Source organism: Candidatus Trichorickettsia mobilis, from assembly GCF_963422225.1.
In the GTDB taxonomy this organism is placed as follows: domain Bacteria; phylum Pseudomonadota; class Alphaproteobacteria; order Rickettsiales; family Rickettsiaceae; genus Trichorickettsia; species Trichorickettsia mobilis_B.
This window is the reverse complement of sequence record NZ_OY728607.1, coordinates 182,623-204,931: the sequence shown is the minus strand read 5'-3', so window position 1 is coordinate 204,931 and position 22,309 is coordinate 182,623. Positions and strand designations below refer to the sequence as shown.

Genomic DNA, 22,309 nt, shown 5'->3' with positions numbered 1-22,309 from the left:
AAAGATAATATGAGTAAACTTGAACAACTAAGACAAAAATTACTGGCAAATGGTTGTACATTTCCAATTTACCTGGATTATCAGGCCACTACGCCTATGGATCCTAGAGTATTGGAAGCAATGCTACCATATTTCACCACTAAATTTGGTAACCCTCATTCTCGTAGCCATGCTTTTGGCTGGGAGGCAGAGGAAGCAGTTGAGCTGGCACGCGCTCAAGTAGCCAAACTAATTAATGCAACACCAAGGGAAATTATTTTTACCTCTGGGGCGACAGAATCCAATAATTTGGCGATAAAAGGAATATCGAAATTTTATGGTAATAAAAAAAATCATATAATTACCTTAGCTACTGAACATAAATGCGTCTTGGATGCATGTAGACATGCTGAACAGGATGGATTTCAGGTAACTTATCTACCAGTAAAACAGAATGGTTTAGTTGATTTAGAATTGTTACAACAAACTATTACCGCAAATACAATGCTAGTTTCAATAATGGCTGTACATAATGAAATCGGCGTAATTCAACCACTAGCACAAATTGGTAAAATCTGTCGTTCCAATGGAGTGTTTTTTCATTCAGATATCGCTCAAGGCTACGGCAAAATTCCAATTGATGTTGATGAATGTAATATTGATCTTGCTAGCATTTCTGGTCATAAAATTTATGGACCGAAAGGTGTTGGAGCCTTATATGTGCGTAAAAAACCTCGTGTCCGCCTAAGTCCTATCATCAACGGTGGCGGACAGGAGCGAGGCATGAGGTCAGGTACTCTGGCCTCACCGCTAATCGTAGGGCTTGGTAAAGCTGCTGAGATTGCTCTGGCTGAAATGGATCAAGACTATTTACATGTCAAAAATTTATTTAATAAATTTGTAGGTCTAATTACCAGTCAAATTCCTGATGTTTATTTAAATGGTGATCGAGATCAACGTTACCCTGGTAGTATTAATTTGAGTTTTGCTTATATTGAGGGTGAATCGATGATTCTGGCAGTCAAAGATTTAGCAGTATCCTCTGGTTCAGCCTGTACCTCCTCTTCTCTAGAGCCTTCGTATGTATTACGAGCACTTGGAGTAGATGAAGAACTGGCACACACTTCTCTTAGATTTGGAGTAGGAAGATTTACTCGTGAAGATGAGATTGAGTACGCGGTAGAACTTATAATTTCTAAAATCAAATTTTTGAGAGAAATGAGTCCACTCTGGGAAATGGTGCAGGAGGGTGTGGACTTAAAGCAGATTAAGTGGGCAACTCATTAAACCTCCTGTCTTACTTCATCTGAGAGGTAATTTTGTCGTCAAAATCAAGCTTAAAATCCTCACATACTAAAGTATGCTGCGGTTTTTCGTTTGATTTTTCCTAAAAATTCCACTCTCATATATAGTAAGGCAGGAGGTTTAATAAGAACAAATACGAGACTTTTTTAAACCTGTGAGGTAAAAATTATGACATATGATAAAAAAGTATTAGATCATTATGAGAATCCACGTAACGTAGGATCTTTAGATAAAACAGATACTACTGTAGGTACTGGTTTGGTTGGTGCACCTGCTTGTGGAGATGTAATGAAATTGCAAATTAGAGTTAACGCAGAAGGTATGATTGAAGAAGCAAAATTTAAAACTTTTGGTTGTGGTTCAGCAATTGCCTCCAGCTCTTTAGTAACTGAATGGATCAAGGGTAAATCGGTAGATGAAGCAGAAGCAATTAGAAATACTGAAATTGCAGAGTACTTATCGCTACCACCGGTAAAGCTTCATTGTTCTTTATTGGCTGAAGATGCGGTAAAAGCAGCCATAAAAGACTATAAAGATAAACAAGCAAAATCTGCAATATGACAGCAATAAAACCTAAACAAGCACTTGTGCTAACTGAGTCAGCAGTAGAACAAATCAAACTGTTACTTAAAAATAACCAGAAACCAGTGGTTGGTATTAGAATTGGCGTTAAATCAGGCGGTTGTTCTGGTTATAGCTATTACTTTGAATATGCAGATGAGAAAAAACCATTTGATGAAGTAATAGAACAGCATGGCGTCACTATTTTAATTGATCCCAAAGCATTAATGTACCTAATTGGCACTGAGATGGATTATCATAATGATCAATTCAAATCTGGATTTGTATTTGTTAATCCTAATGAAAAAGGAAAATGCGGCTGTGGCAAATCATTCAATGTTTGAAGATACCTTGGTTGCGTTGCCTACACGTCATTGCGAGGGCTAAAGCCCGAAGCAATCTAGTAAAGCAAATAACTATAACTAGATTGCCAGGTTTGTGGATAACGCCATATAAAATTTATTGCTTTCGTAACATAATTTATTTATAAAGTATAGATGTATAAAATTTATTTTTTGCCCATTTTTATTATAACCTTAATGTTGAGTGGCTGTATGCCAGCTATTTTTACTGGTGCTGTTAGCTCAACTATGGCTGTTGCTGGAGACCGGTCTGTAGGCACTGCAATTGATGATGCCAAAATTGCTGCAAGAATTAAAGCGGACTTTATGAAAAGCAATTTCAGAGAATTATATACCAAAATCTCTATTAGCGTATTAAATGCTCGTGTTTTATATACTGGTACTGTCGATAAAGAAGAGGATATGCTAACTGCTGTACAAATCGCCTGGAATCAGAAGGATGTTAAAGAAGTAGTAAATGAGTTGATAGTTGATAAAAACAGTGGTCACTTTGACTTGGTGCAATATACAAGAGATAGTATGATTACTACTCAAATTAAATCGAAAGCTTTCTTAAAGCGGGAGATTAAGTTTGTAAATTATACGGTAATAACTGTTAGTGATATTGTGTATTTATTTGGTAGTGCTAGGTCAGAAGAAGAATTAGAGCTAATAGCAGATATTGCATCAAAAGTACATGGTGTCAAAAAAGTTATATCTAATGTTAAAATAATAGAACCTTCAAGTAATGACACTGTTGCAGATAGACTTGCCGATGAAAATACTTAAATATTTGCATTCTAAAATTAATTCAATGGTCGAGCGCTGCTTTGAAGTGCATCGAGTATATACCGCAGATACTTCAAGAGTTGGTAAAAGGACGAGTGGCGAGGTTGCACAGCGTACGTTAGTACGTGAGCACAACCGAGACCCGATGTCCGACACCCCAAATCTTGAAGTATCAAAGGTATACATAATTTTACTTTTTTTACTGACCGGTTGCATGAGTCAACAAGATAGGTTGCATAAAAAATTATCAAAAGAAGATCCTAAAAATATTAATTATCAAGGACATTATAAAATAGGTAAGGAATATAGCATTAAAGGTAATAGCTATACACCAGAAAAAAATATTAAATATGATCAAAGCGGTGTTGCTTCCTGGTATGGTAGTAAGCACGGGTTTCATGGAAAAAACACCGCAAATGGTGACCTCTATAATAAATATACATTAACAGCAGCGCACCCAACATTACCGCTACCAAGTTTAGTCAAAGTAACAAACTTGGAAAATAACAAATCAGTAATCCTAATGGTAAACGACCGAGGACCATTCAACAAAAATCGTATATTGGATGTTTCTGAGGCTGCAGCTCATGTTCTGTCTTTTAAAAGACAAGGAATTGCTAAAGTACGGGTACAATATATGCATAAAGAAACTCAAGATTTCCTAAAAAAAATTGCATTAAATCCTAAAGAAGGTTCAAGAACAGCTCATAAAGCAAAACGTAAACATTGTAGTATTAATTGTCATGTTAAATTAGTAAATTTAAAATATAATCTTGCTATAACTCCTTAGGTTCTGTGATAATATCTAATTTACAAGAATTCCACCAGTTACTTCAGAACAGCAAGCCAATACTTGCTATAGATTATGGACAGAAGAAACTTGGACTAGCAATATCTGATCCAAATTATACGATCTCCATGCCTCTAAAAACGTTAAATTGTATCAATGACTCAGAAAAAATAAAAATAATATTAAGTTTTGTTGATGAGTATTCAGCTTGCGCTTTAATTATAGGGTTGCCGATTATGATGGATGGTACTGTTAGTAATCAGGCGCTATCAGTACAAAATTTTACAAATTATTTATCTACTACAACTGATTTACCAATATATATGCAAGATGAGCGATTAACCTCCAGAGCAGCAAATAATTTGCTAAAATCTTTGGGTTTAAAAAGAAACAAGAGAAATCAGCAAGATGATGCTATTGCTGCTGGCATGATTCTAGAAACAGTATTGAGTTCTATTAAATTTCTGAATTAAGCCGGCTCTCTGTCTTATGCAGCTAAGTGTCCTTAAGCACGCATCTCAACTATTAAAGTGTCTATGGCTTTATCAATATCAGATGATATTGTATGATAAGATTTAGAAATTATTAAATCTACATCTATTATAAACTTATCTATGAATTTTGAAGAATCTTCGTAATTATTATAAATCTTATTGATATATAAATATTGTAACTCTACTAATAATATCCTGTCAGCTAAATCTTTTGCCAACTTTATTAATGAATCTTTAATCAAGTCCTCAAATATATTTTGTAATACTTCTTTGTTAAAAGTAGTTGTATTAGTTTGTGTCATAATGTACCATATAATTATATATCACGCTGTTTAGTAAAATGATATTTTAATATTCTATCTATAAGCAGGAAGTACTCTATTTTAGGATGGAAATCAATAATAATATTTTATATTATGGTACTATTGTCTTGTTATATACAAATATAAAATAATATTTAATAAACTCTATAAAGATAATTATAAGTGTTGTATAATAATAGACAGTGTGTTATATAATACTAATTATTTAAATATATTAAACAAGTTATTCATATGGATTTAAAACAACTCGGATCAAGACTTCAATATATACGTAAACAAGCTGGATTAAGTAGGGAATATATTGAGAAAACTTACAATATTCCAGCTGTAACAATAAGATCATGGGAAATATTAGGACCAGATATAGGTATATATAAATTAGTCAAATATTTAGAAATATACCAAAATTATGGTTTAAATTTTTCATTGGATGTATTGTTGGATACTACCAAAAATTTTATCTTAAACTATAATCAATCTGTAAATGAAGAAAATCGTTTCTTGAATAGCAGCTTTTGTTTACGTTTATTACAAGATGCCATGCAGGTATTTTTTTATGCTAATGAACGTAAAGAGATTTTATATTTGAGCAATATATGTAAGACTTTACTGCCTAGCACTAATAAAGAGCTGATACTTACTAATATTACTGTACAAAATATTATACCGGTTGATGAGTATGAAAAATGTCTGCTGCCTATAGCAAATGTATTAAGTGGGAAGCTTGCCAGTATTACTTACTCTGTAAACAAGCAAAATACACATTCTACTATAGAACTATCACTATTACCTAATTTTGATAAATTGAGTAATGTAATTGGCTTTGTAGCCACGCAACCAACAGCAATGTTCGGATTTTAGTTTAAGATTAAGGTTTCAAAGAGAAGAGTGTTAAGGTTGTCAGAAAAAGTTGTCATTGCGAGATTTTGTTAAAGTACGAAACGCACTCAGGCTGATCTCGGATCAGCTCTTGATGACGGCTTGTATGTGCTATACTAATGTCATTAATTGATTATTAATTCGAGAGTGTTCGCTGAAACCATAAGCGTCAAGTTAAGAAAATGAAGTGAGCAATCTCCGTCATTGCGAGACGAAGTCGAAGCAATCCAGTAAATGAACGAAATATTTTCGACCACTATCGTGGTCTCAGCTCAGGTGGGGTATGGGGTGCTAAAATTGTGGTAATTAGAGGGTAGATGTAAACAAAACATTAATTGAATTTTTTGTTTACATCTACCCTCTTAGACTTACAATGGTTACCAGATTTTGATTTTCTTTTATTAGCTTGTATAAATCTTTCGAACTTGGTAGAGATGAGTTTTTCGAATTTAATTCTAGTTTTTCTTTAAGTTCACCATTCTTTATTTTAAGTGCTTTATTTTCCGCTCTCAAAATTTCATTCTCTGCTCTAAATGTCAACAGATTTCTAAAAGATTTTGTATCTGATTTACTAAACTTTAAGCGATGCTAATAAATACTTTTACCACTTAAAGTGTACTTTGTTATGCTTTTTTGCCAGACCTCTAAATGATTACGAACCAAGAAGCAATTTTGTAGAAGTCAATATAAACCTCAGCTTATATTGACTTCTAGATTTATTATATCCGATTTTAAACTTACAACACTCTCCTACCTTAAATGGTTGAAGCTATAGACCAAGAGTCAGAACTTAAAAATTAACTCTAATTTTTAAAGTACCTTGATGTCCTACATATTTTTTTGCCAAATTAGCATCATAGCCAAAACCATATTCCATCATTCGATATTTTATAGTTAAGCTCGTACCAAGGTTGACAAAGGTTTTTTCAGGTTTGGAAGCTTTTGTTGGCATTGGTGCCGATGCACCACCTAGTCTTGCTTCAACCTTTGGTGCTTTACCTTTAAAATCATAATTGACAAAACCATGCACCTCCGGCATTAATAACACCTCTTTTATCTGAGACTGAAATGAAGCCCTGCCGCCAATAATTCCTTCAATTTTATCAACTGATTTTTTACTGACATTCATATTTCTACGAGTTGTACCAGTTTCCGTATAACCACTATCATTAAATTTGGCATATCTCAAACCAAGCATTGGAGTAAGCACGGTATGCGTATCCGGCAGTATATACCTATAACCACCTAATACTTCTCCGCTATATGAAGTCGAGTTATATTTTCCGAGCGCAGTCTGATCTAAAGTCAGATTTATTATACGCTTTTCATAGTTACGTACTCTGCTTGAACCAAATGAAACAATACCTTGGACAAATAAGTTACTTGGCAATTGCTGTGCTCCATATATAGAAAATAACGTACTTTCAACTTTTGTGGTATCACCTGCTTTTTGATTTTTATGATCAAGCTTGGTACTAATAGCCGTGAAAGCCAGACCCAAAGTTAAATTATCATTAGCTAAACAATCGAAGCCGATAGTGCCACCACCAGCCTTACTTTTATATCCAGGAGTGCTACCTTTTTTCTTTTGTGTTGATTGAGCATAAAATGGAGTACCCCAGATACCATAACGCTCTGCTGACAACTCATCACCAGCAGCAACACCTAAACCTTCGGAAACTTTAAAGTTATTACCAGCTCCTCCAGCTACATTATCCATCCTGGCGCCGATTGCACTTTGTGCGGCTTGTACCAACCCAGTAGTCACTGTTGCTACAGCTGCAGTAGGTGCTGCTACGCTTAATCCATCGGCCATCTTTTTTTGACGTTCTGGATCAGTTATAGATAACTTGCCTAACTCATTAACTACATCACTAGCATCACTATTGTCATGGACGTTAACACCAGCAAAAGCTGTCACTATTCCAGGATTAGTTTTACCAAAATCTTTCTCTAATCCCGCTTTTATCTTGTTCACTGGTATTAGATTACCACCAGCATCAACTGTATAGCCAACATAAGCATTTGTTTTATTTTTGAACTCAGCTATTTCCATAGTCTTAGCAATTGCGTCACGAATAAGATCTTCTTGTTTAGGATTAAGATCCTCTGGTTTAGGTTCATTATTATCATCATTGTCTCCTTCATCATCCCCTTCATCTCCTTCGTCTTCATCACCACCGCCACCAGCATGATTTGATAACATAGCCGTAGCAGCGTTATAAGCCCAAGCTGGTTTTGGGTTAGCTAAGTCATTGTTGTTTAACGCAGGCGCTACTCCTGCTGGCGGTGTAATTGTACCAGCATTAACAATTTGTAGAAGTGGGTAGGATTGACCAATATCATTTATATTTGAAGTACCATCCACATTAATTGTAATTGCCTGTACTCCAGCAAGATTTAGATTAGCTGCTCCAACACCGCCATCAATTACTATATGACCAACCCCTACACCCTGATCTATGGTGGTATTAATTACTACGTTGCCAGAGAAAGCTGCTATACCATTCTGATATGTTAAAGCGTTTTTACCTAAAGTAATAGTGGCGTTGCCACCAGTATTGCCAATATTACCACACACTATAGTGCTATTATTTACTGTAATAGCACTATTAGTTCCTTGATCAATTCCGGCTGTAAAATTAACATTTCCACCATCTAAAGTTAAAGTCTTAGCATAAACCTTGGTATTAATTACAGTATCTCCAAGACCTTTAATAACTAAATTTTTAAATCTATTGCCGGCAGCTTGGCCAATTGATTGAGCACCACCAATTGAATCAATAATTAATTGCTTACCCGCTTGCTTGGACATAAGTACTACTATTCCCTTATCGTCTGCGCCACCTACTAGATTACCATGTAATGTAATAGTTCTATTTGCCCCAGCATTATTGTGACCGAGCATTAACTTCGAGTCAGCATTGACAAAGTTAATCGCTGTACCATTAAGCAAAGCAAGATCAGCTTCAGTGGCATCCAGAGCTAAACCAGCGGCACCACCACCACCAGCTTCACCAATATTAGTTGTCACAGCAGCAGTCCCACTTTTATTCCAAAGTACTGCGCCTCTCTTTATGTTCAATACATCAATGTTAGCAAGATTAACTGCATTAGCTCCACCAGCAATAGTTACTGACTCAGTATTAGTGCCGGTACTGGTCACTTTCAATTCTTTTAACTTATTGATAGCAGTACCCAAAGTTTTACCAGCAGCACCACCAGTAATTACCAACTGACTGCCAGCACCTTGTGTATGCAATTCTATTATTCCTTTATTTGCTCCTGGATCCACGTGATTTTGTACAGTAACTGTTTGTATGGCACCAGCTGTACTCTGTAATTTTAACACCGAATCAGCATTAGCAAAAACTGTTTGAACTGCTGCACCAGGATTAAGATCAAAATTTACATTTCCACCGCGTATTAATGTACCTGTATTCACAACTTCACCAATAGTGATGGTGGTAGCGTTCACTACTGCGTCTGACAAAGTAGCAGTAGCTAAGGCTTTTACGTTTATTGCCGTCAATGGCGCAGTTGTACCAATAGCTCCAGTTACGGTTGTACCGTTAGCACCAATAAAGTTTAATACACTCGTCCCGCCGTTAGTAGCTGCAGTCGCATCAATCGCTCCAGTCACTGTCTGTGCACCGTTAGTGCTGTCAAGAGTTAAGGTCGAAGCAGTAGCTCCAGCAAGATCAGCATGAAGTGTTATTGTAGTCGCTTTAATTGCTGCACCTTCTAATTTCGCTGCATAAGCAGTAGCTCCATTAGCTACGCCTAGGTTGATTGCCGTCAATGGCGCAGTCGTACCAATAGCTCCAGTTACGGTTGTACCGTTAGCACCAATAAAGTTCAATACACTCGTCCCGCCGTTAGTAGCTGCAGTCGCATCAATCGCTCCAGTCACTGTCTGTGCACCGTTAGTGCTGTCAAGAGTTAAGGTCGAAGCAGTAGCTCCAGCAAGATCAGCATGAAGTGTTATTGTAGTCGCTTTAATTGCTGCACCTTCTAATTTCGCTGCATAAGCAGTAGCTCCATTAGCTACGCCTAGGTTGATTGCCGTCAATGGCGCAGTTGTACCAATAGCTCCAGTTACGGTTGTACCGTTAGCACCAATAAAGTTCAATACACTCGTCCCGCCGTTAGTAGCTGCAGTCGCATCAATCGCTCCAGTCACTGTCTGTGCACCGTTAGTGCTGTCAAGAGTTAAGGTCGAAGCAGTAGCTCCAGCAAGATCAGCATGAAGTGTTATTGTAGTCGCTTTAATTGCTGCACCTTCTAATTTCGCTGCATAAGCAGTAGCTCCATTAGCTACGCCTAGGTTGATTGCCGTCAATGGCGCAGTCGTACCAATAGCTCCAGTTACGGTTGTACCGTTAGCACCAATAAAGTTCAATACACTCGTCCCGCCGTTAGTAGCTGCAGTCGCATCAATCGCTCCAGTCACTGTCTGTGCACCGTTAGTGCTGTCAAGAGTTAAGGTCGAAGCAGTAGCTCCAGCAAGATCAGCATGAAGTGTTATTGTAGTCGCTTTAATTGCTGCACCTTCTAATTTTGCTGCATAAGCAGTAGCTCCATTAGCTACGCCTAGGTTGATTGCCGTCAATGGCGCAGTCGTACCAATAGCTCCAGTTACGGTTGTACCGTTAGCACCAATAAAGTTTAATACACTCGTCCCGCCATTAGTAGCTGCAGTCGCATCAATCGCTCCAGTCACTGTCTGTGCACCGTTAGTGCTGTCAAGAGTTAAGGTCGAAGCAGTAGCTCCAGCAAGATCAGCATGAAGTGTTATTGTAGTCGCTTTAATTGCTGCACCTTCTAATTTTGCTGCATAAGCAGTAGCTCCATTAGCTACGCCTAGGTTGATTGCCGTCAATGGCGCAGTCGTACCAATAGCTCCAGTTACGGTTGTACCGTTAGCACCAATAAAGTTTAATACACTCGTCCCGCCATTAGTAGCTGCAGTCGCATCAATCGCTCCAGTCACTGTCTGTGCACCGTTAGTGCTGTCAAGAGTTAAGGTCGAAGCAGTAGCTCCAGCAAGATCAGCATGAAGTGTTATTGTAGTCGCTTTAATTGCTGCACCTTCTAATTTTGCTGCATAAGCAGTAGCTCCATTAGCTACGCCTAGGTTGATTGCCGTCAATGGCGCAGTCGTACCAATAGCTCCAGTTACGGTTGTACCGTTAGCACCAATAAAGTTTAATACACTCGTCCCGCCATTAGTAGCTGCAGTCGCATCAATCGCTCCAGTCACTGTCTGTGCACCGTTAGTGCTGTCAAGAGTTAAGGTCGAAGCAGTAGCTCCAGCAAGATCAGCATGAAGTGTTATTGTAGTCGCTTTAATTGCTGCACCTTCTAATTTTGCTGCATAAGCAGTAGCTCCATTAGCTACGCCTAGGTTGATTGCCGTCAATGGCGCAGTTGTACCAATAGCTCCAGTTACGGTTGTACCGTTAGCACCAATAAAGTTTAATACACTCGTCCCGCCGTTAGTAGCTGCAGTCGCATCAATCGCTCCAGTCACTGTCTGTGCACCGTTAGTGCTGTCAAGAGTTAAGGTCGAAGCATGAGGACCACCAGCAGCAGCAAGGTCAGCATGAAGTGTTATTGTAGTCGCTTTAATTGCTGTTCCTTTCAGTATTGCCGTATTGCTTGCTGCTGCTCCAGGGGCTCCAATATTTATTGCTGCCAGCGAACCCACACCAGCACCAATTGTTCCATTGAATGTTGTTGTATTACCATCATTAGTTATGGTCAATATACCTTGACCAGCACCAGCACCTGCTATATTGCCGCCTAAAACAATAGCGCCAGGAGCGGCAGGAGCAATAGCCAACGTAGCACCAACTCCAGTTAAAGTAACATCACCTAGACCATCATACTGATTTACAACATTTGAACTTGCTGCATTGACTGCATCACCACTTGCAGTACCAATTAATGTTGTTGTGACAGCACCATTGACATTTAAAGTCATGGTATTACCAGCTGCTCCTATAGCACCAATAGTCATACCTTTATTATCTACAAAGTTAGCACCAGCAAACGCTACCTCAATAGCTTCAATTGGACCAACAGCACTACCAGCATTAACCACAACATTTCCAGCAACACCAATTTTTAAAACGTCATTTGCTGCAAAGCCTAGCAAACCATTATCACTAACTCCACCAATATGTAAATCAGCAGGAGTGCCTGTAGTAGTATGCGTAGCACCCAACGCCGTGCTACTTAACCCACCTGCGATTACTGCAATCGCTGAGGCGGTAGTTAGTAAATTTTTAAGAAATTTTGGTTTCTTTTCCATAATTCTTTCTTCCTATATTGATATGTTTAAAATTTAATGCGCTTAAATATATTTTAAACACCCTATGAGGGTGGTAGTAGTTATTATTTAAATTTGATGAAAATAGTATATTGAACATTTTGTATTTATCAAGATAAACATTAAGAATTTTAACAAAGATATTAAAAACCTAAGACATGCAATAAATGCACTACATTTAAACTTAATTAATATGGGGGCTAAAAAATTTAATCAAGCAGTTTTTTATGACAATAGAATGCCTTGGTCAACATAATTTGAGGTCATAATTATATTATTTTATTGTTCTGTCATTTGTGTAAGGTTTTGTTGTATATTGGAAACGTGCAAACAGAATATGAAAGTATAATCAGAAATTTTCCTATTTAACCAAAGTGACTCACGGTTATATGTCTTGCAACGTGGAACTAAGTTCAAGTTTTTCTAAACCAGAATGGTGAACTTTACAACATATTATATGAATACTAACATTAGGTAAGAAGAACTATATCTAATTTAGCAACTTCTATCGCAATCAGGCGCTAAAAATGATTGATCATAGATAATATTTTGGCTTAAATCATGCTAATTGCTATAATGACTTAAATAATTAAGCTACACTAAAAAATTAATATTTTGGTTGCGAATCAATCTAAGATTCGAGCATATTTATTAAATGCACTGCTTGATTTTATTATAGAATTAACACAAATTTATCTAAAAACATAGTTCGTTTATGGTTAGTTTTCTTAATCCAGTTAGCAACCACTCTAGCCTCGCGCTTAAAATAGCTACTATAAAATTACGTGATAGTGGCGAGCGTATGGCTAGTGGTGATAGAAGTAAAGCTAGTATTGTAGACTACATTGTAGGTTCACAATTACGAAATAATGTACCTATCCTTAAGAGCTTAGCCAAAAATATTGCTTATAGCATTAATCTGCTTACAATAGCACGATCAATATTATTATCAAATAAGCAACAACTCATAAAAATACAAGATATTATTGCTCAAGCTAATACAGCAAACCCTACATTGTTGACAGCTTTAAATAATTTATATTTATCAAGCATAGCTGATCTTAATCGTCAATTCATCACAGCTACTTTTGACAGCAGAAATCTCTTTGACGCTGCTGACCTTACATCCGTCAGTGCTGCGCCAATAGATGTTAGAGTTAATATATTAATGAGTGAAGTTATTCAGATTACCACACCTGATTTGTCATTACCTACAACTGGTCTTGGTGTTCCTACAGATATATTGACCCCAATTAATCAGGCTAATGCTCAAAACATTATCGCTGACCCTAATCAAGCAAATGATAGTGTTAATAAATTCGTAATTAATGGTCTCTCAATGATTGGTGGACAAATTGAAAGGTTAAAAAATGCCTTATCTGCTTTAGTAGTTTCTATACAAGTCAATGATAGTACTGCAAGTGATTATCTAAATACTAATTATGAAGATGATGCAAATAACTTTAAAGCTGCAATAGAACTCACTAAAAGCTCAATTATGACTATCGTATTCGCTGACCGATTAATAAAAGAGACAGAGAAATTACTGTCATAACTAATAATTTACAATGGGTTATACCAGAGCATGTAAGATCAGTAGATATAAGAGAGGAATTTTTAGGAAAAACGAAGTCGAGTACCGCAGCGTACTATTAAGTAACGTAAGTTGCCAATTAAAATACTTCGTAATATATTACCATGAGCTTTATCAACTAATAGCTAATTGCGAGTTTATCTTTTGGATTGCTTGTGCAAGTAAAGAATTTAAACCAATAACTTTAAATTTTCTAGGTAGATGATGATGAACAATACTATTAGTAATGCTAATCTTCTCCAGCCGAGATTGCATGATATTCGATATTGCCGGTTCAGATAATACTGCATGAGTTATGAAAGCTTCTACGGCAACAGCCCCTTTGTCTAATAATAAGTCTGTTGCTTGACATATGGTATTTCCAGTATCAACAATATCATCAATAAGCAAACATTTTTTACCAGAAACATTGCCAATTAATTGCTGCATAGAACATTTATTATAAGTATTTCTAATTTTATTAATTATAGCTATATCAACACCAAGATATGAGCTCAATTTTTGTGCACGATTTATGCCGCCGATATCTGGAGATACTACAACTAAATTCTGATTTTCAGTGATACTTGTGGTAAATAGAGGAATAGAGTTAATGTTTTGTACACCAATCTTAAAGAATCCTTCGATTTGACTGGAATGTAAGTCAATAGTAATGAGTTGATCAACTCCAGCAGCTTCCAGTAAAGTGGCAATTAAACGCGCGGAAATTGGGCCGTAATCATAAGACGGGCGATCCTGGCGACTATATCCAAAGTAAGGCATTACTGCAATTATACGTTGTGCCCCTGCACATTTTACCGCATCAACTAGCAACAACAATTCCATTAAGTAATCATTTGCTGGGTTTGATGTCGATTGAACAATAATAATATCATCTGTATATAATGGAGTAGTGAATTGTATGCGTAATTCCTCATCAGCAAATTTCTGGATATCAGCAGCAATATACTCTATATTAAGCTGTTGGCTCAATTGCTTAGCTAGTGTTATATGGCTATTGCCGGAAGTAACCTTTAACATTACTCTTTAAGACCATAGATTTTTCATTTTATTAAAGAAACTAACATCATCACCTTTACCATCATCTAATTCCTTATCTAGTAATTCAAGTAATTCTCGCTGCTTCTTGGTTAAAGATTTAGGCACCTCAACGTAAACATGCGCAATCATATCACCTCTCGTTGCGAGCCTTACTTTAGACATCCCTTTACCACGTAGCTTTAATTGATCACCATTCTGAGTACCAGCTGGGATTTTCAGACTTACTTTGCCGCCTTCAATAATTGGCACCTCAATCTCTCCACCTAATGCTGCTTTGGTAAAACTAATTGGTAATCTACAATGTAAATTTGCTGAATCAGCTTTAAAAATCTCATGCTGCTTAATCGTAACAAAAATATATAAATCACCGCTATTGCCACCACGAATACCGGCTTCTCCTTCTCCAATCAGACGTATCTTGGTTCCATCTTCAATACCCGCTGGAATATTGACTAATAAATTTTTGACTTGCGAATGACGACCATTACCAAAACATTTTTTACATGGCGTTTTAATTATTTGCCCCATACCTTGGCATTTACCGCAGGTTTGCTCCAAAGTAAAAAATCCTTGTTGCATTCTGTTTACTCCACGGCCATGACACATATCGCAAGTAGTTACGCTACCATCACCCTCGCTACCGCTACCATTACAAGAGTTACATTTTATTTCAGTGGTAAAATTAATATTTTTATCTACACCTTTATATGCTTCGTCAAGAGTGATGGTCATGTTATATTTGAGATCCGCTCCTTTTATTTTGCCTGAAGATTTTGTTGTTCGTGATTTTCCACCCATAAAATCACTAAAAAAATCACCAAATATATCATTAATATCATGAAATTCTCCACCACCGCCACCAGCGCCTCTATTAAAACCTCCGCCACCTCCTGAATTCTGAAAAGCATTATGCCCAAATTTATCATAAGCAGCTTTTTTTTGCTCATCTTTAAGCACGTCATATGCTTCGTTTATCTTTTTAAACTTTTTTTCTGCTTCACTATTATCTGAATTACGATCAGGATGATATTGCATTGCCAACTTATGGTAAGCTTTTTTAATTTCCTGTTGGGTAGCGGATCTGCTAACTCCAAGTACAGCGTAAAAATCTTCTGATGACATATATAATAATTTTTGTTTATTTTACTGAAGCTTTTGAATTCAGGCATGCTGAACTGAACTGTGTCAAGTCGTCAAGCTTTGATCCACTCACACTGTCATTGCGAGACCGTTTATGGTCGAAGCAATCCAGTAATATGGACTGGATTGCTTCAGGCAGAGCCCTCGCAATGACGGTGACGGTTCATATTATCCCTTTTTCCTTAACTTGATGCGTATAGATCGCATTCTCAATTTTCACCAAGAGTAGACGAAGGTCAAAATCAAGGAGTGCTAGGAGTCACAGAGTCGAGGAGCGCAAGCAGTTACTTCATACGTGAGCACCGCAGATCTCTGATTGACGACACCGCAATCCGCAGATTTTGATCGAGTATACCTATTTTTTGCCTAAATCCTGATAATTAGCGTCTACCACCTTATCATCTCCTGCATCTTCAGTTCCAGTTCCAGTCGCAGCTGCAGCTGGATCATGCTGATGATCTTTATACATAATCTCACCTATTTTCATACTAACAGTAGTTAGATGAGCTGTTTTTGCGGTAATTTGCTCTACATCCTCAGAACTTAACGCCTCTTGTAATGAGCTAATTGCCTGTTGTACTTCTTCTTTATCTTTTACAGGAATCTTCTCCTCATACTCTTTAATACTTTTCTCGGTAGAATAAATTAAGCTATCAGCGTTGTTTTTAGCCTCTATTAACTCTTTGCGTTTTTTATCACTACTAGCGTTAGCTTCAGCATCTTTAACCATTTTTTCGATTTCTAGATCACTTAAGCCTCCTGATGCTTGAATCGTCACTTTCTGCTCTTTGCCGCTAGCTTTATCTCTGGCAGAAACATGAACTATACCATTAGCATCTATATCAAAAGTAACTTCGATTTGTGGCATACCACGCTGAGCTGGCGGAATTCCTTCTAAATTAAACTGTCCCAACAATTTATTTTCAACTGCAATATCTCTCTCACCCTGAAATACCCTAATAGTTACAGCATGTTGATTATCATCAGCAGTAGAGAATGTCTGACTTTTCTTGGTTGGTATCGTCGTATTACGGTCAATCAACCTGGTAAATACTCCACCTAAGGTTTCTATACCCAAAGATAAAGGCGTTACGTCCAACAATAATATATCGGTAACATCTTTATTTAATACCCCACCTTGAATGGCAGCGCCCAGTGCCACTACTTCATCAGGATTAACTCCACGATGTGGTTCACGGCCAAAGAATTCCTTAACTTTTTCAATAACTTTTGGCATTCTAGTCATGCCACCAACTAATACTACCTCATCAATATTTGCAGCTTTAAAACCAGCATCTTTTAGAGCAAGGCGACAAGGTTCCATAGTTTTGTCAATTAAATCCATTACTAAAGCTTCTAATTTTGCTCTAGTCAGTTTAATATTCAAATGTTTAGGACCATTACTATCCGCGGTAATATAAGGTAAATTAATTTCTGTCTGCTGTGTTGATGACAACTCTTTTTTGGCCTTTTCCGCGGCTTCTCTCAGACGTTGCAACGCTAGCGGGTCTTTCCTTAAATCAAGACCACTTTCTTTTTTAAATTCTTCCAGTAAATAATCAAGAACTCTAATGTCAAAATCCTCTCCTCCCAGAAAAGTATCACCATTTGTCGCTTTAACTTCAAATACACCTTCGCCAATCTCTAAAATTGATACATCAAAAGTTCCGCCACCCAAATCATAAACTACAATTGTTTTACTTCCAGATTTATCAAAGCCGTAAGCAAGGGCTGCTGCAGTTGGTTCATTAATAATCCGCAATACCTCAAGGCCAGCTATTCTGCCGGCATCTTTGGTCGCCTGACGCTGAGCGTCGTTAAAATATGCTGGTACGGTAACAATCGCCTGAGTTACTTTCTCTCCTAAATAGTTTTCAGCAGTTTCTTTCATCTTCTGCAATATATATGCACTAATTTGACTTGGAGAATATTTTTTACCATCTACCTCAACCCAAGCATCGCTATTATCAGCTTTTACTATAGTATAAGGCACCAAATCCTGATCTTTTTTTACCATTGGATCATTAAATGTTCTACCCATCAATCGTTTAATGGCATATAATGTGCGCTTTGGATTAGTCACCGCCTGTCTTTTAGCCGGATCTCCTATTAATATTTCACCGTTAGCGGCAAATGCAACTATTGACGGGGTGATTCTTGCTCCTTCAGCGTTAGGTATCACCCTTGGCTCTTTACCTTCCATAACTGCAACACAAGAATTAGTTGTACCTAAATCTATCCCTATTACTTTTCCCATGAATTCCTCAAATAATATATTTAAATTACTAAATTTTTATTTTAGTTAGCTATAAGCTTAGATATAGTGTTGATACACGATTTTACAAGAGTTGCTCAATGCAAAAATTATTAAAATTAACAAAATTTTATATAATCTTTGTTGAAAACCATTATACAAGCCATCCTTAAAGATATTATTAATGGTGTCTTTCATTAGATTATCAGCTAAAGCCTTAATCAAAATAAATTTCTACCTTATTGTTAAATGGGTAATATTTTACCTTACAATTTTCTTTGTTATGAATACACTCTTCAAGATACTCATGCTTTAAATTCTGAAATAGCACCTTATGTTCTGGATCGTAATTTATTGGAGCAGCAACACATTTTTTAAACTCTTCGGTACTTAAATACGGAGACATTTCATAATTCAGCCAAAAACAACTAAACAATTCTTTCTTATTGATAAAATCAAATTGTGGTTTTATACCTTGTTTAATTAACAAACTTGTATTCTTAGCGTTTAAAATAAATTCTCGTTGTGAATAACTTACGTTAGTTTCTATTCGTGTTGTTTTATTGATTACAATTAACAAAGATGTGGTGAACACTAATAGTAAAGCAGCTAATTCTTTGCTCTTTAGATCATACTCTGACAACCATTTTTTAATATATACAGCAGCTATCACTGCAAAGATTAAGCAATAGCAGCCTAAATATCTTATTAAAGACGCTGCTTTTATTGCTTCAACATAAGAGAAAGTAAAGAAATACAGATATAGTCTCCAAAGACAAAAAGTAACAAAAAATATTAAAGCGCTTTTAAAATAAAACTTATATTCTTGAATATATTCCCGACTTCTTCTCCGCACGGCATACCAACTAATGCCAATTAACGTTAAAGTTACTAAACTTCCTTCTTGAATCAAAAATTTAAACAAAAATTTAAGATAATGCAGGACAAGCAGTTGGTTCTGTTCATTAAATGATTTGATTAATAGCCATAAATTACTAAAGCTATGTTCTGTTCTGCCAAAAAAATTATGGGTGGCTTTAAAATAATTAGCCCAAATAAAATTACTTATAATAGGAGCCACAAATATTAAAATATAAAGAATAAAATGATACTGAATTGATTGCTTTGATCCATTAATTTCTTTTAAAATAATCATTAATGCCGCAATCATAGCTAGTATAAAACCGATCTCTCTAAATAAGGGCAGCAATATAAAAATTGGCAAAGATGTGATGATGGCTCTCTTTTTGTTGCTCTCCAAAATATAGATAGCAATAATTGTGCAAAACATTAAACCAATGGTACTGTCATTATAAATTGACCTAATACCTGTGGTATACAACATAATTACTGCTAATATTGGAGTAATTATAAAGAAACTATGCCAAAATTTTCTATTAGCCATTAATGGCGCCAAGAAAATTAAATGCAAAATAAAATGCGCCAGTAAGAGTGTAGCCTCAGAATAACTGGAAGCTGCTAACATAAAATAATAGACCTCTTTCGAAACTGGACTAAATATGTTATAAAGTCGAATTTACTTAATTTAGAACTATATGAGATATAAAAATTTAAGCATTTTATCGGAAGAGCATTTTAGAAGATTAACAGGGGTAAGAAATAGTACATTTGAAAAGATGGTAGGGATTTTAAAGACAGAGAAACAAATAAATAGGAGGTACCAAGGTGGCAGAAGAGCTAGTCTTAGTATGGAAGACAGCCTATTAATGACACTTGAATATTTAAGGGAATACCGTACCTATTTTCATATAGCTAAGAATTATGGAGTTAGCGAAAGCAGTGCATTTAAAACAATTCGTTTTGTTGAAGACACTCTAATAAAACATCCGGATTTTGCTCTTCCAGGTAAGAAGGCTCTAGTTAAAAGCGGTATGGAGTATGAATTAGTTTTAATAGATGCTACAGAAAGCCCTATAGAGCGACCCCAAAAAAACAGAAATACTATTACTCAGGTAAAAAGAAAAGACATACGTTAAAGACTCAAATAGTAGTAGATAAGAAAAGCAAACGAGTCATATGCACTTCTTTTTCCAATGGTAAGCGTCATGATTTTAAATTATTTAAAGAATCAAGAACCCATATACTGCCTGAGGTTAAAGTGATTACTGATACTGGTTATCAAGGCTTACAGAAGATTCATACAAATTCTGAGCTACCAAAGAAAAAGAGTAAAAAGAATGCTTTAACTAAAGAAGATAAGAAAAATAATAGAAGTTTAGCAAGTGACAGAGTATTAAATGAAAATGTTATCGGTGATAAATTATGTTAAAGCGTTTTAAAATAATTGCATCGAAATAGACGCAAAAGATTTGGTCTTAGGTTCAATTTAATTGCTGGTTTATATAATTGGGAGCTTGGTAAATGAGTTTCGAAAGAGGTCTAATGATATATTGCAGGTCCCCTTGGATAGTGAGCATGCGACAACAATATTGATGTCGGCATTGTTTTTGTTTCTATGGCGCTACTTAATAGTAGTTCTTTACTAAATACTCCCCAATGTGAAAAATCATCCCAAGAACTAAAATATGCATCCTTGGTGTAAAAGGCGTAAATTAAAATAACGCTAAGCAAAACGGTAATCTCAAGCAAATATTGCCGTAAGTAGAGTGTTAATTCTTTTCTATCCAAATAAGCATATATAAATAAGCTAGCTATACCTAAAATATACAAAAAATAAGTGGCCAAAGATAACGCCCCAATCATCGCAGAAATATATAAGAATACGATAATCAAAGACAAGGAAGTGGGAAGAGAATGTGTAAACTTAATCTTAAAATATTTAGTATATAAAGAAGCTATACCCATATAGGACAATATAGAAATTAACATAAGTATTTTTTATTTTAATTATACGAAGTCTTGTATATAGTATTAATTGACAATTGTACAAGGAATGCTCAATGCAGATATTATTAAAATTAACAAAGTTTTTATTTTTTATAGTTTTATGGACAAGTTTTACTGTAAGTGCAAGCCCTGAGGTTAGCTCGACTGTTTTAGAACAGGCAAAAAAAGCTATTGTAACTATTAATAGTAGAGTAGCGGTATCAGCTTACCGTCATGTAGGAAGCTGGACTGGCACAGGATTTATTACCGACAAAAGCGGATTTATTGTTACCAATGCTCACGTAGTCGGCAGAGCATCCATAGGTAATTACTTTGTCACTTTTTATAATGGTCAGCAATCTGAAGCCAAATTAGTATATTATGATATGTGGCAGGATTATGCTATTTTAATGGTAGATCCACAAGATATACCAGCTGAGGCCACGCAAATCATCTTTGCCAAAACGCCGCCAAAACAAAATGAAAGCGTACTGGTAGTAGGCAATACTGAAGGACAGGATTTCTCATTTCATACCGGATATGTCTCAGGTCTGTATGAAATTAACGGAGAAATGCCGCAATGTTCTTACGTAATTAATCTTAATTCTGCTGGTGGTGCTAGCGGTTCGCCGGTATTAAACAAAAAAAATGAAGCTATCGGCGTGTTATATGGTGGCGGCAAAACTTATGTATTTGCCCTGAACGGCGCATATGTCCAACATGCTTTAACCAGTCTCAAAGATGAGATAATTCCAGTAAGAAAACATTGTGGTATCATCACCGAGCTTCACTCTTTGGATAAAGCTGTAAAACACCGTAACTTCCCTAAAAGCGAAATGGATGCATTTCTGAAAACATTTCCTGATGCTCGGAACAGAGCTGTATCCATCCGTAACCTTATCCCCGGTTCGCCAGCAGAAGGTTTGTTACAAGCAGGTGACATTATCTGGGAAATTAACGGTAAACCATTAGGTGGTAGCTTAGCTGTCCTAGATCAGGCAATGGATAATGCAAAAGCAGATATGGTTAAACTTATTATTTATCGTGATGGTCAAAGAATAGAAAAAACCATAGCTTTGTATGATGTTAATCACAATAAAATAGAAAAAATGATCAATTTTGCTGGCGCAACTTTTTTTGAGGCTGACGATTTTACTAGCGCCAAGACGGGCATTCCATTACATGCTGTTAGTATTATGAATGTACAAACTGGCAGTAGCTTTAGCAGCATCCCAGTTAGCTTTATTCAGGATGATCGAAATTTTTATCGATTGGTGATAAATATTATTGCAGGAAAAAAGATTACTAATTTAAACGAACTGATCACTTATGTGCCAGAAATAACCAAACAAAAATTTATTAACGTACAATTCAAGAATTATCAACCTTATTTCCCAGCATTTCAATCTAATGATGCTGGTTTTATTTCATCCCAAGAACAATTAATTGGCGATATAACCTTTGATACTATCGATGCCAAGCCACGTATCTTAAAATATAACAACAATGAAAAAGAATGGGTTGCTGAAGATATCAAAATGTAATTTCATAGTTTTACTCCTTACGTCGTCATCACGAGCCGCCGCTTGCAAATGTCCATCATCGAAAACACCAGTAGGCGGCATGGGGTAATCCAGT

16 protein-coding genes and 1 pseudogene are annotated in these 22,309 nt (G+C 36.2%); 10 read left to right on the top strand and 7 right to left on the bottom strand.

The genetic code is table 11. The features are described 5' to 3' along the window. Positions 1-9 precede the first annotated feature (9 nt). From R2I74_RS00845 to ruvX, 6 genes are all read left to right on the top strand, one after another. Complete coding sequence (locus R2I74_RS00845; RefSeq protein WP_316353213.1) at positions 10-1,266, top strand: IscS subfamily cysteine desulfurase; 1,257 nt, start codon at positions 10-12, stop codon at positions 1,264-1,266. A gap of 186 nt (positions 1,267-1,452) precedes the next feature. Continuing rightward, entirely contained in the window at positions 1,453-1,845 is a 393-nt protein-coding gene (iscU, locus tag R2I74_RS00840) for a Fe-S cluster assembly scaffold IscU (protein WP_316353212.1), read from the top strand. After that, the gene (locus tag R2I74_RS00835; RefSeq protein ID WP_316353211.1) at positions 1,842-2,189 is read left to right on the top strand and encodes a HesB/IscA family protein; all 348 of its coding nucleotides are present in this window, start codon (positions 1,842-1,844) and stop codon (positions 2,187-2,189) included. Before iscU ends, R2I74_RS00835 begins: the two co-directional genes overlap by 4 nt. A 210-nt stretch (positions 2,190-2,399) precedes the next feature. Beyond that, positions 2,400-2,975: a BON domain-containing protein gene (locus R2I74_RS00830; protein WP_316353210.1), complete on the top strand. Its 576-nt coding sequence runs from the start codon at positions 2,400-2,402 to the stop codon at positions 2,973-2,975. A 25-nt stretch (positions 2,976-3,000) separates the two neighbouring features. After that, a complete protein-coding gene (locus R2I74_RS00825) occupies positions 3,001-3,765 on the top strand; it encodes a septal ring lytic transglycosylase RlpA family protein (protein WP_458693306.1) in 765 nt (254 codons plus the stop codon). A 5-nt stretch (positions 3,766-3,770) separates the two neighbouring features. Then, the gene (gene ruvX, locus R2I74_RS00820) at positions 3,771-4,238 is read left to right on the top strand and encodes a Holliday junction resolvase RuvX (protein WP_316353208.1); all 468 of its coding nucleotides are present in this window, start codon (positions 3,771-3,773) and stop codon (positions 4,236-4,238) included. A 32-nt stretch (positions 4,239-4,270) separates the two neighbouring features. Here ruvX and R2I74_RS00815 read toward each other — a convergent pair whose 3' ends face one another. After that, positions 4,271-4,561, bottom strand: a complete 291-nt coding sequence (locus R2I74_RS00815; RefSeq protein WP_316353206.1) for a hypothetical protein — start codon at positions 4,559-4,561, stop codon at positions 4,271-4,273. A 252-nt stretch (positions 4,562-4,813) separates the two neighbouring features. Between R2I74_RS00815 and R2I74_RS00810 the strand changes: the two genes are divergently transcribed. Continuing rightward, positions 4,814-5,443, top strand: a complete 630-nt coding sequence (locus R2I74_RS00810; protein WP_316353205.1) for a hypothetical protein — start codon at positions 4,814-4,816, stop codon at positions 5,441-5,443. 808 nt (positions 5,444-6,251) lie between these two features. On the opposite strand, the gene R2I74_RS00800 is transcribed toward R2I74_RS00810, so the two are convergent. After that, complete coding sequence (locus R2I74_RS00800) at positions 6,252-11,777, bottom strand: beta strand repeat-containing protein (protein ID WP_316353204.1); 5,526 nt, start codon at positions 11,775-11,777, stop codon at positions 6,252-6,254. Between the two features lie 733 nt (positions 11,778-12,510). On the opposite strand from R2I74_RS00800, the gene R2I74_RS00795 reads away from it, so the two are divergent. After that, on the top strand, positions 12,511-13,350 hold the full coding sequence (locus R2I74_RS00795) for a hypothetical protein (RefSeq protein ID WP_316353202.1): 840 nt from the start codon (positions 12,511-12,513) through the stop codon (positions 13,348-13,350). Between the two features lie 153 nt (positions 13,351-13,503). On the opposite strand, the gene R2I74_RS00790 is transcribed toward R2I74_RS00795, so the two are convergent. From R2I74_RS00790 to R2I74_RS00775, 4 genes are all read right to left on the bottom strand, one after another. Continuing rightward, a complete protein-coding gene (locus tag R2I74_RS00790) occupies positions 13,504-14,409 on the bottom strand; it encodes a ribose-phosphate diphosphokinase (protein ID WP_316353201.1) in 906 nt (301 codons plus the stop codon). 6 nt (positions 14,410-14,415) lie between these two features. Then, the gene (gene dnaJ, locus R2I74_RS00785) at positions 14,416-15,552 is read right to left on the bottom strand and encodes a molecular chaperone DnaJ (protein ID WP_316353200.1); all 1,137 of its coding nucleotides are present in this window, start codon (positions 15,550-15,552) and stop codon (positions 14,416-14,418) included. A gap of 373 nt (positions 15,553-15,925) precedes the next feature. Next, on the bottom strand, positions 15,926-17,827 hold the full coding sequence (gene dnaK, locus R2I74_RS00780) for a molecular chaperone DnaK (RefSeq protein ID WP_316353199.1): 1,902 nt from the start codon (positions 17,825-17,827) through the stop codon (positions 15,926-15,928). A 214-nt stretch (positions 17,828-18,041) separates the two neighbouring features. Beyond that, positions 18,042-19,310, bottom strand: coding sequence for a hypothetical protein (locus tag R2I74_RS00775; protein ID WP_316353197.1), 1,269 nt, complete (start codon positions 19,308-19,310; stop codon positions 18,042-18,044). Between the two features lie 70 nt (positions 19,311-19,380). Here R2I74_RS00775 and R2I74_RS00770 point away from each other — a divergent pair. Further along, positions 19,381-20,210: pseudogene (locus R2I74_RS00770) on the top strand (IS5 family transposase). Positions 20,211-20,224: 14 nt separating this feature from the next. On the opposite strand, the gene R2I74_RS00765 reads toward R2I74_RS00770, so the two are convergent. Continuing rightward, positions 20,225-20,674, bottom strand: coding sequence for a hypothetical protein (locus R2I74_RS00765; protein WP_316353196.1), 450 nt, complete (start codon positions 20,672-20,674; stop codon positions 20,225-20,227). A gap of 71 nt (positions 20,675-20,745) precedes the next feature. Between R2I74_RS00765 and R2I74_RS00760 the strand changes: the two genes are divergently transcribed. Continuing rightward, on the top strand, positions 20,746-22,215 hold the full coding sequence (locus R2I74_RS00760) for a S1C family serine protease (RefSeq protein ID WP_316353194.1): 1,470 nt from the start codon (positions 20,746-20,748) through the stop codon (positions 22,213-22,215). The last annotated feature ends 94 nt before the right edge of the window (positions 22,216-22,309 follow it).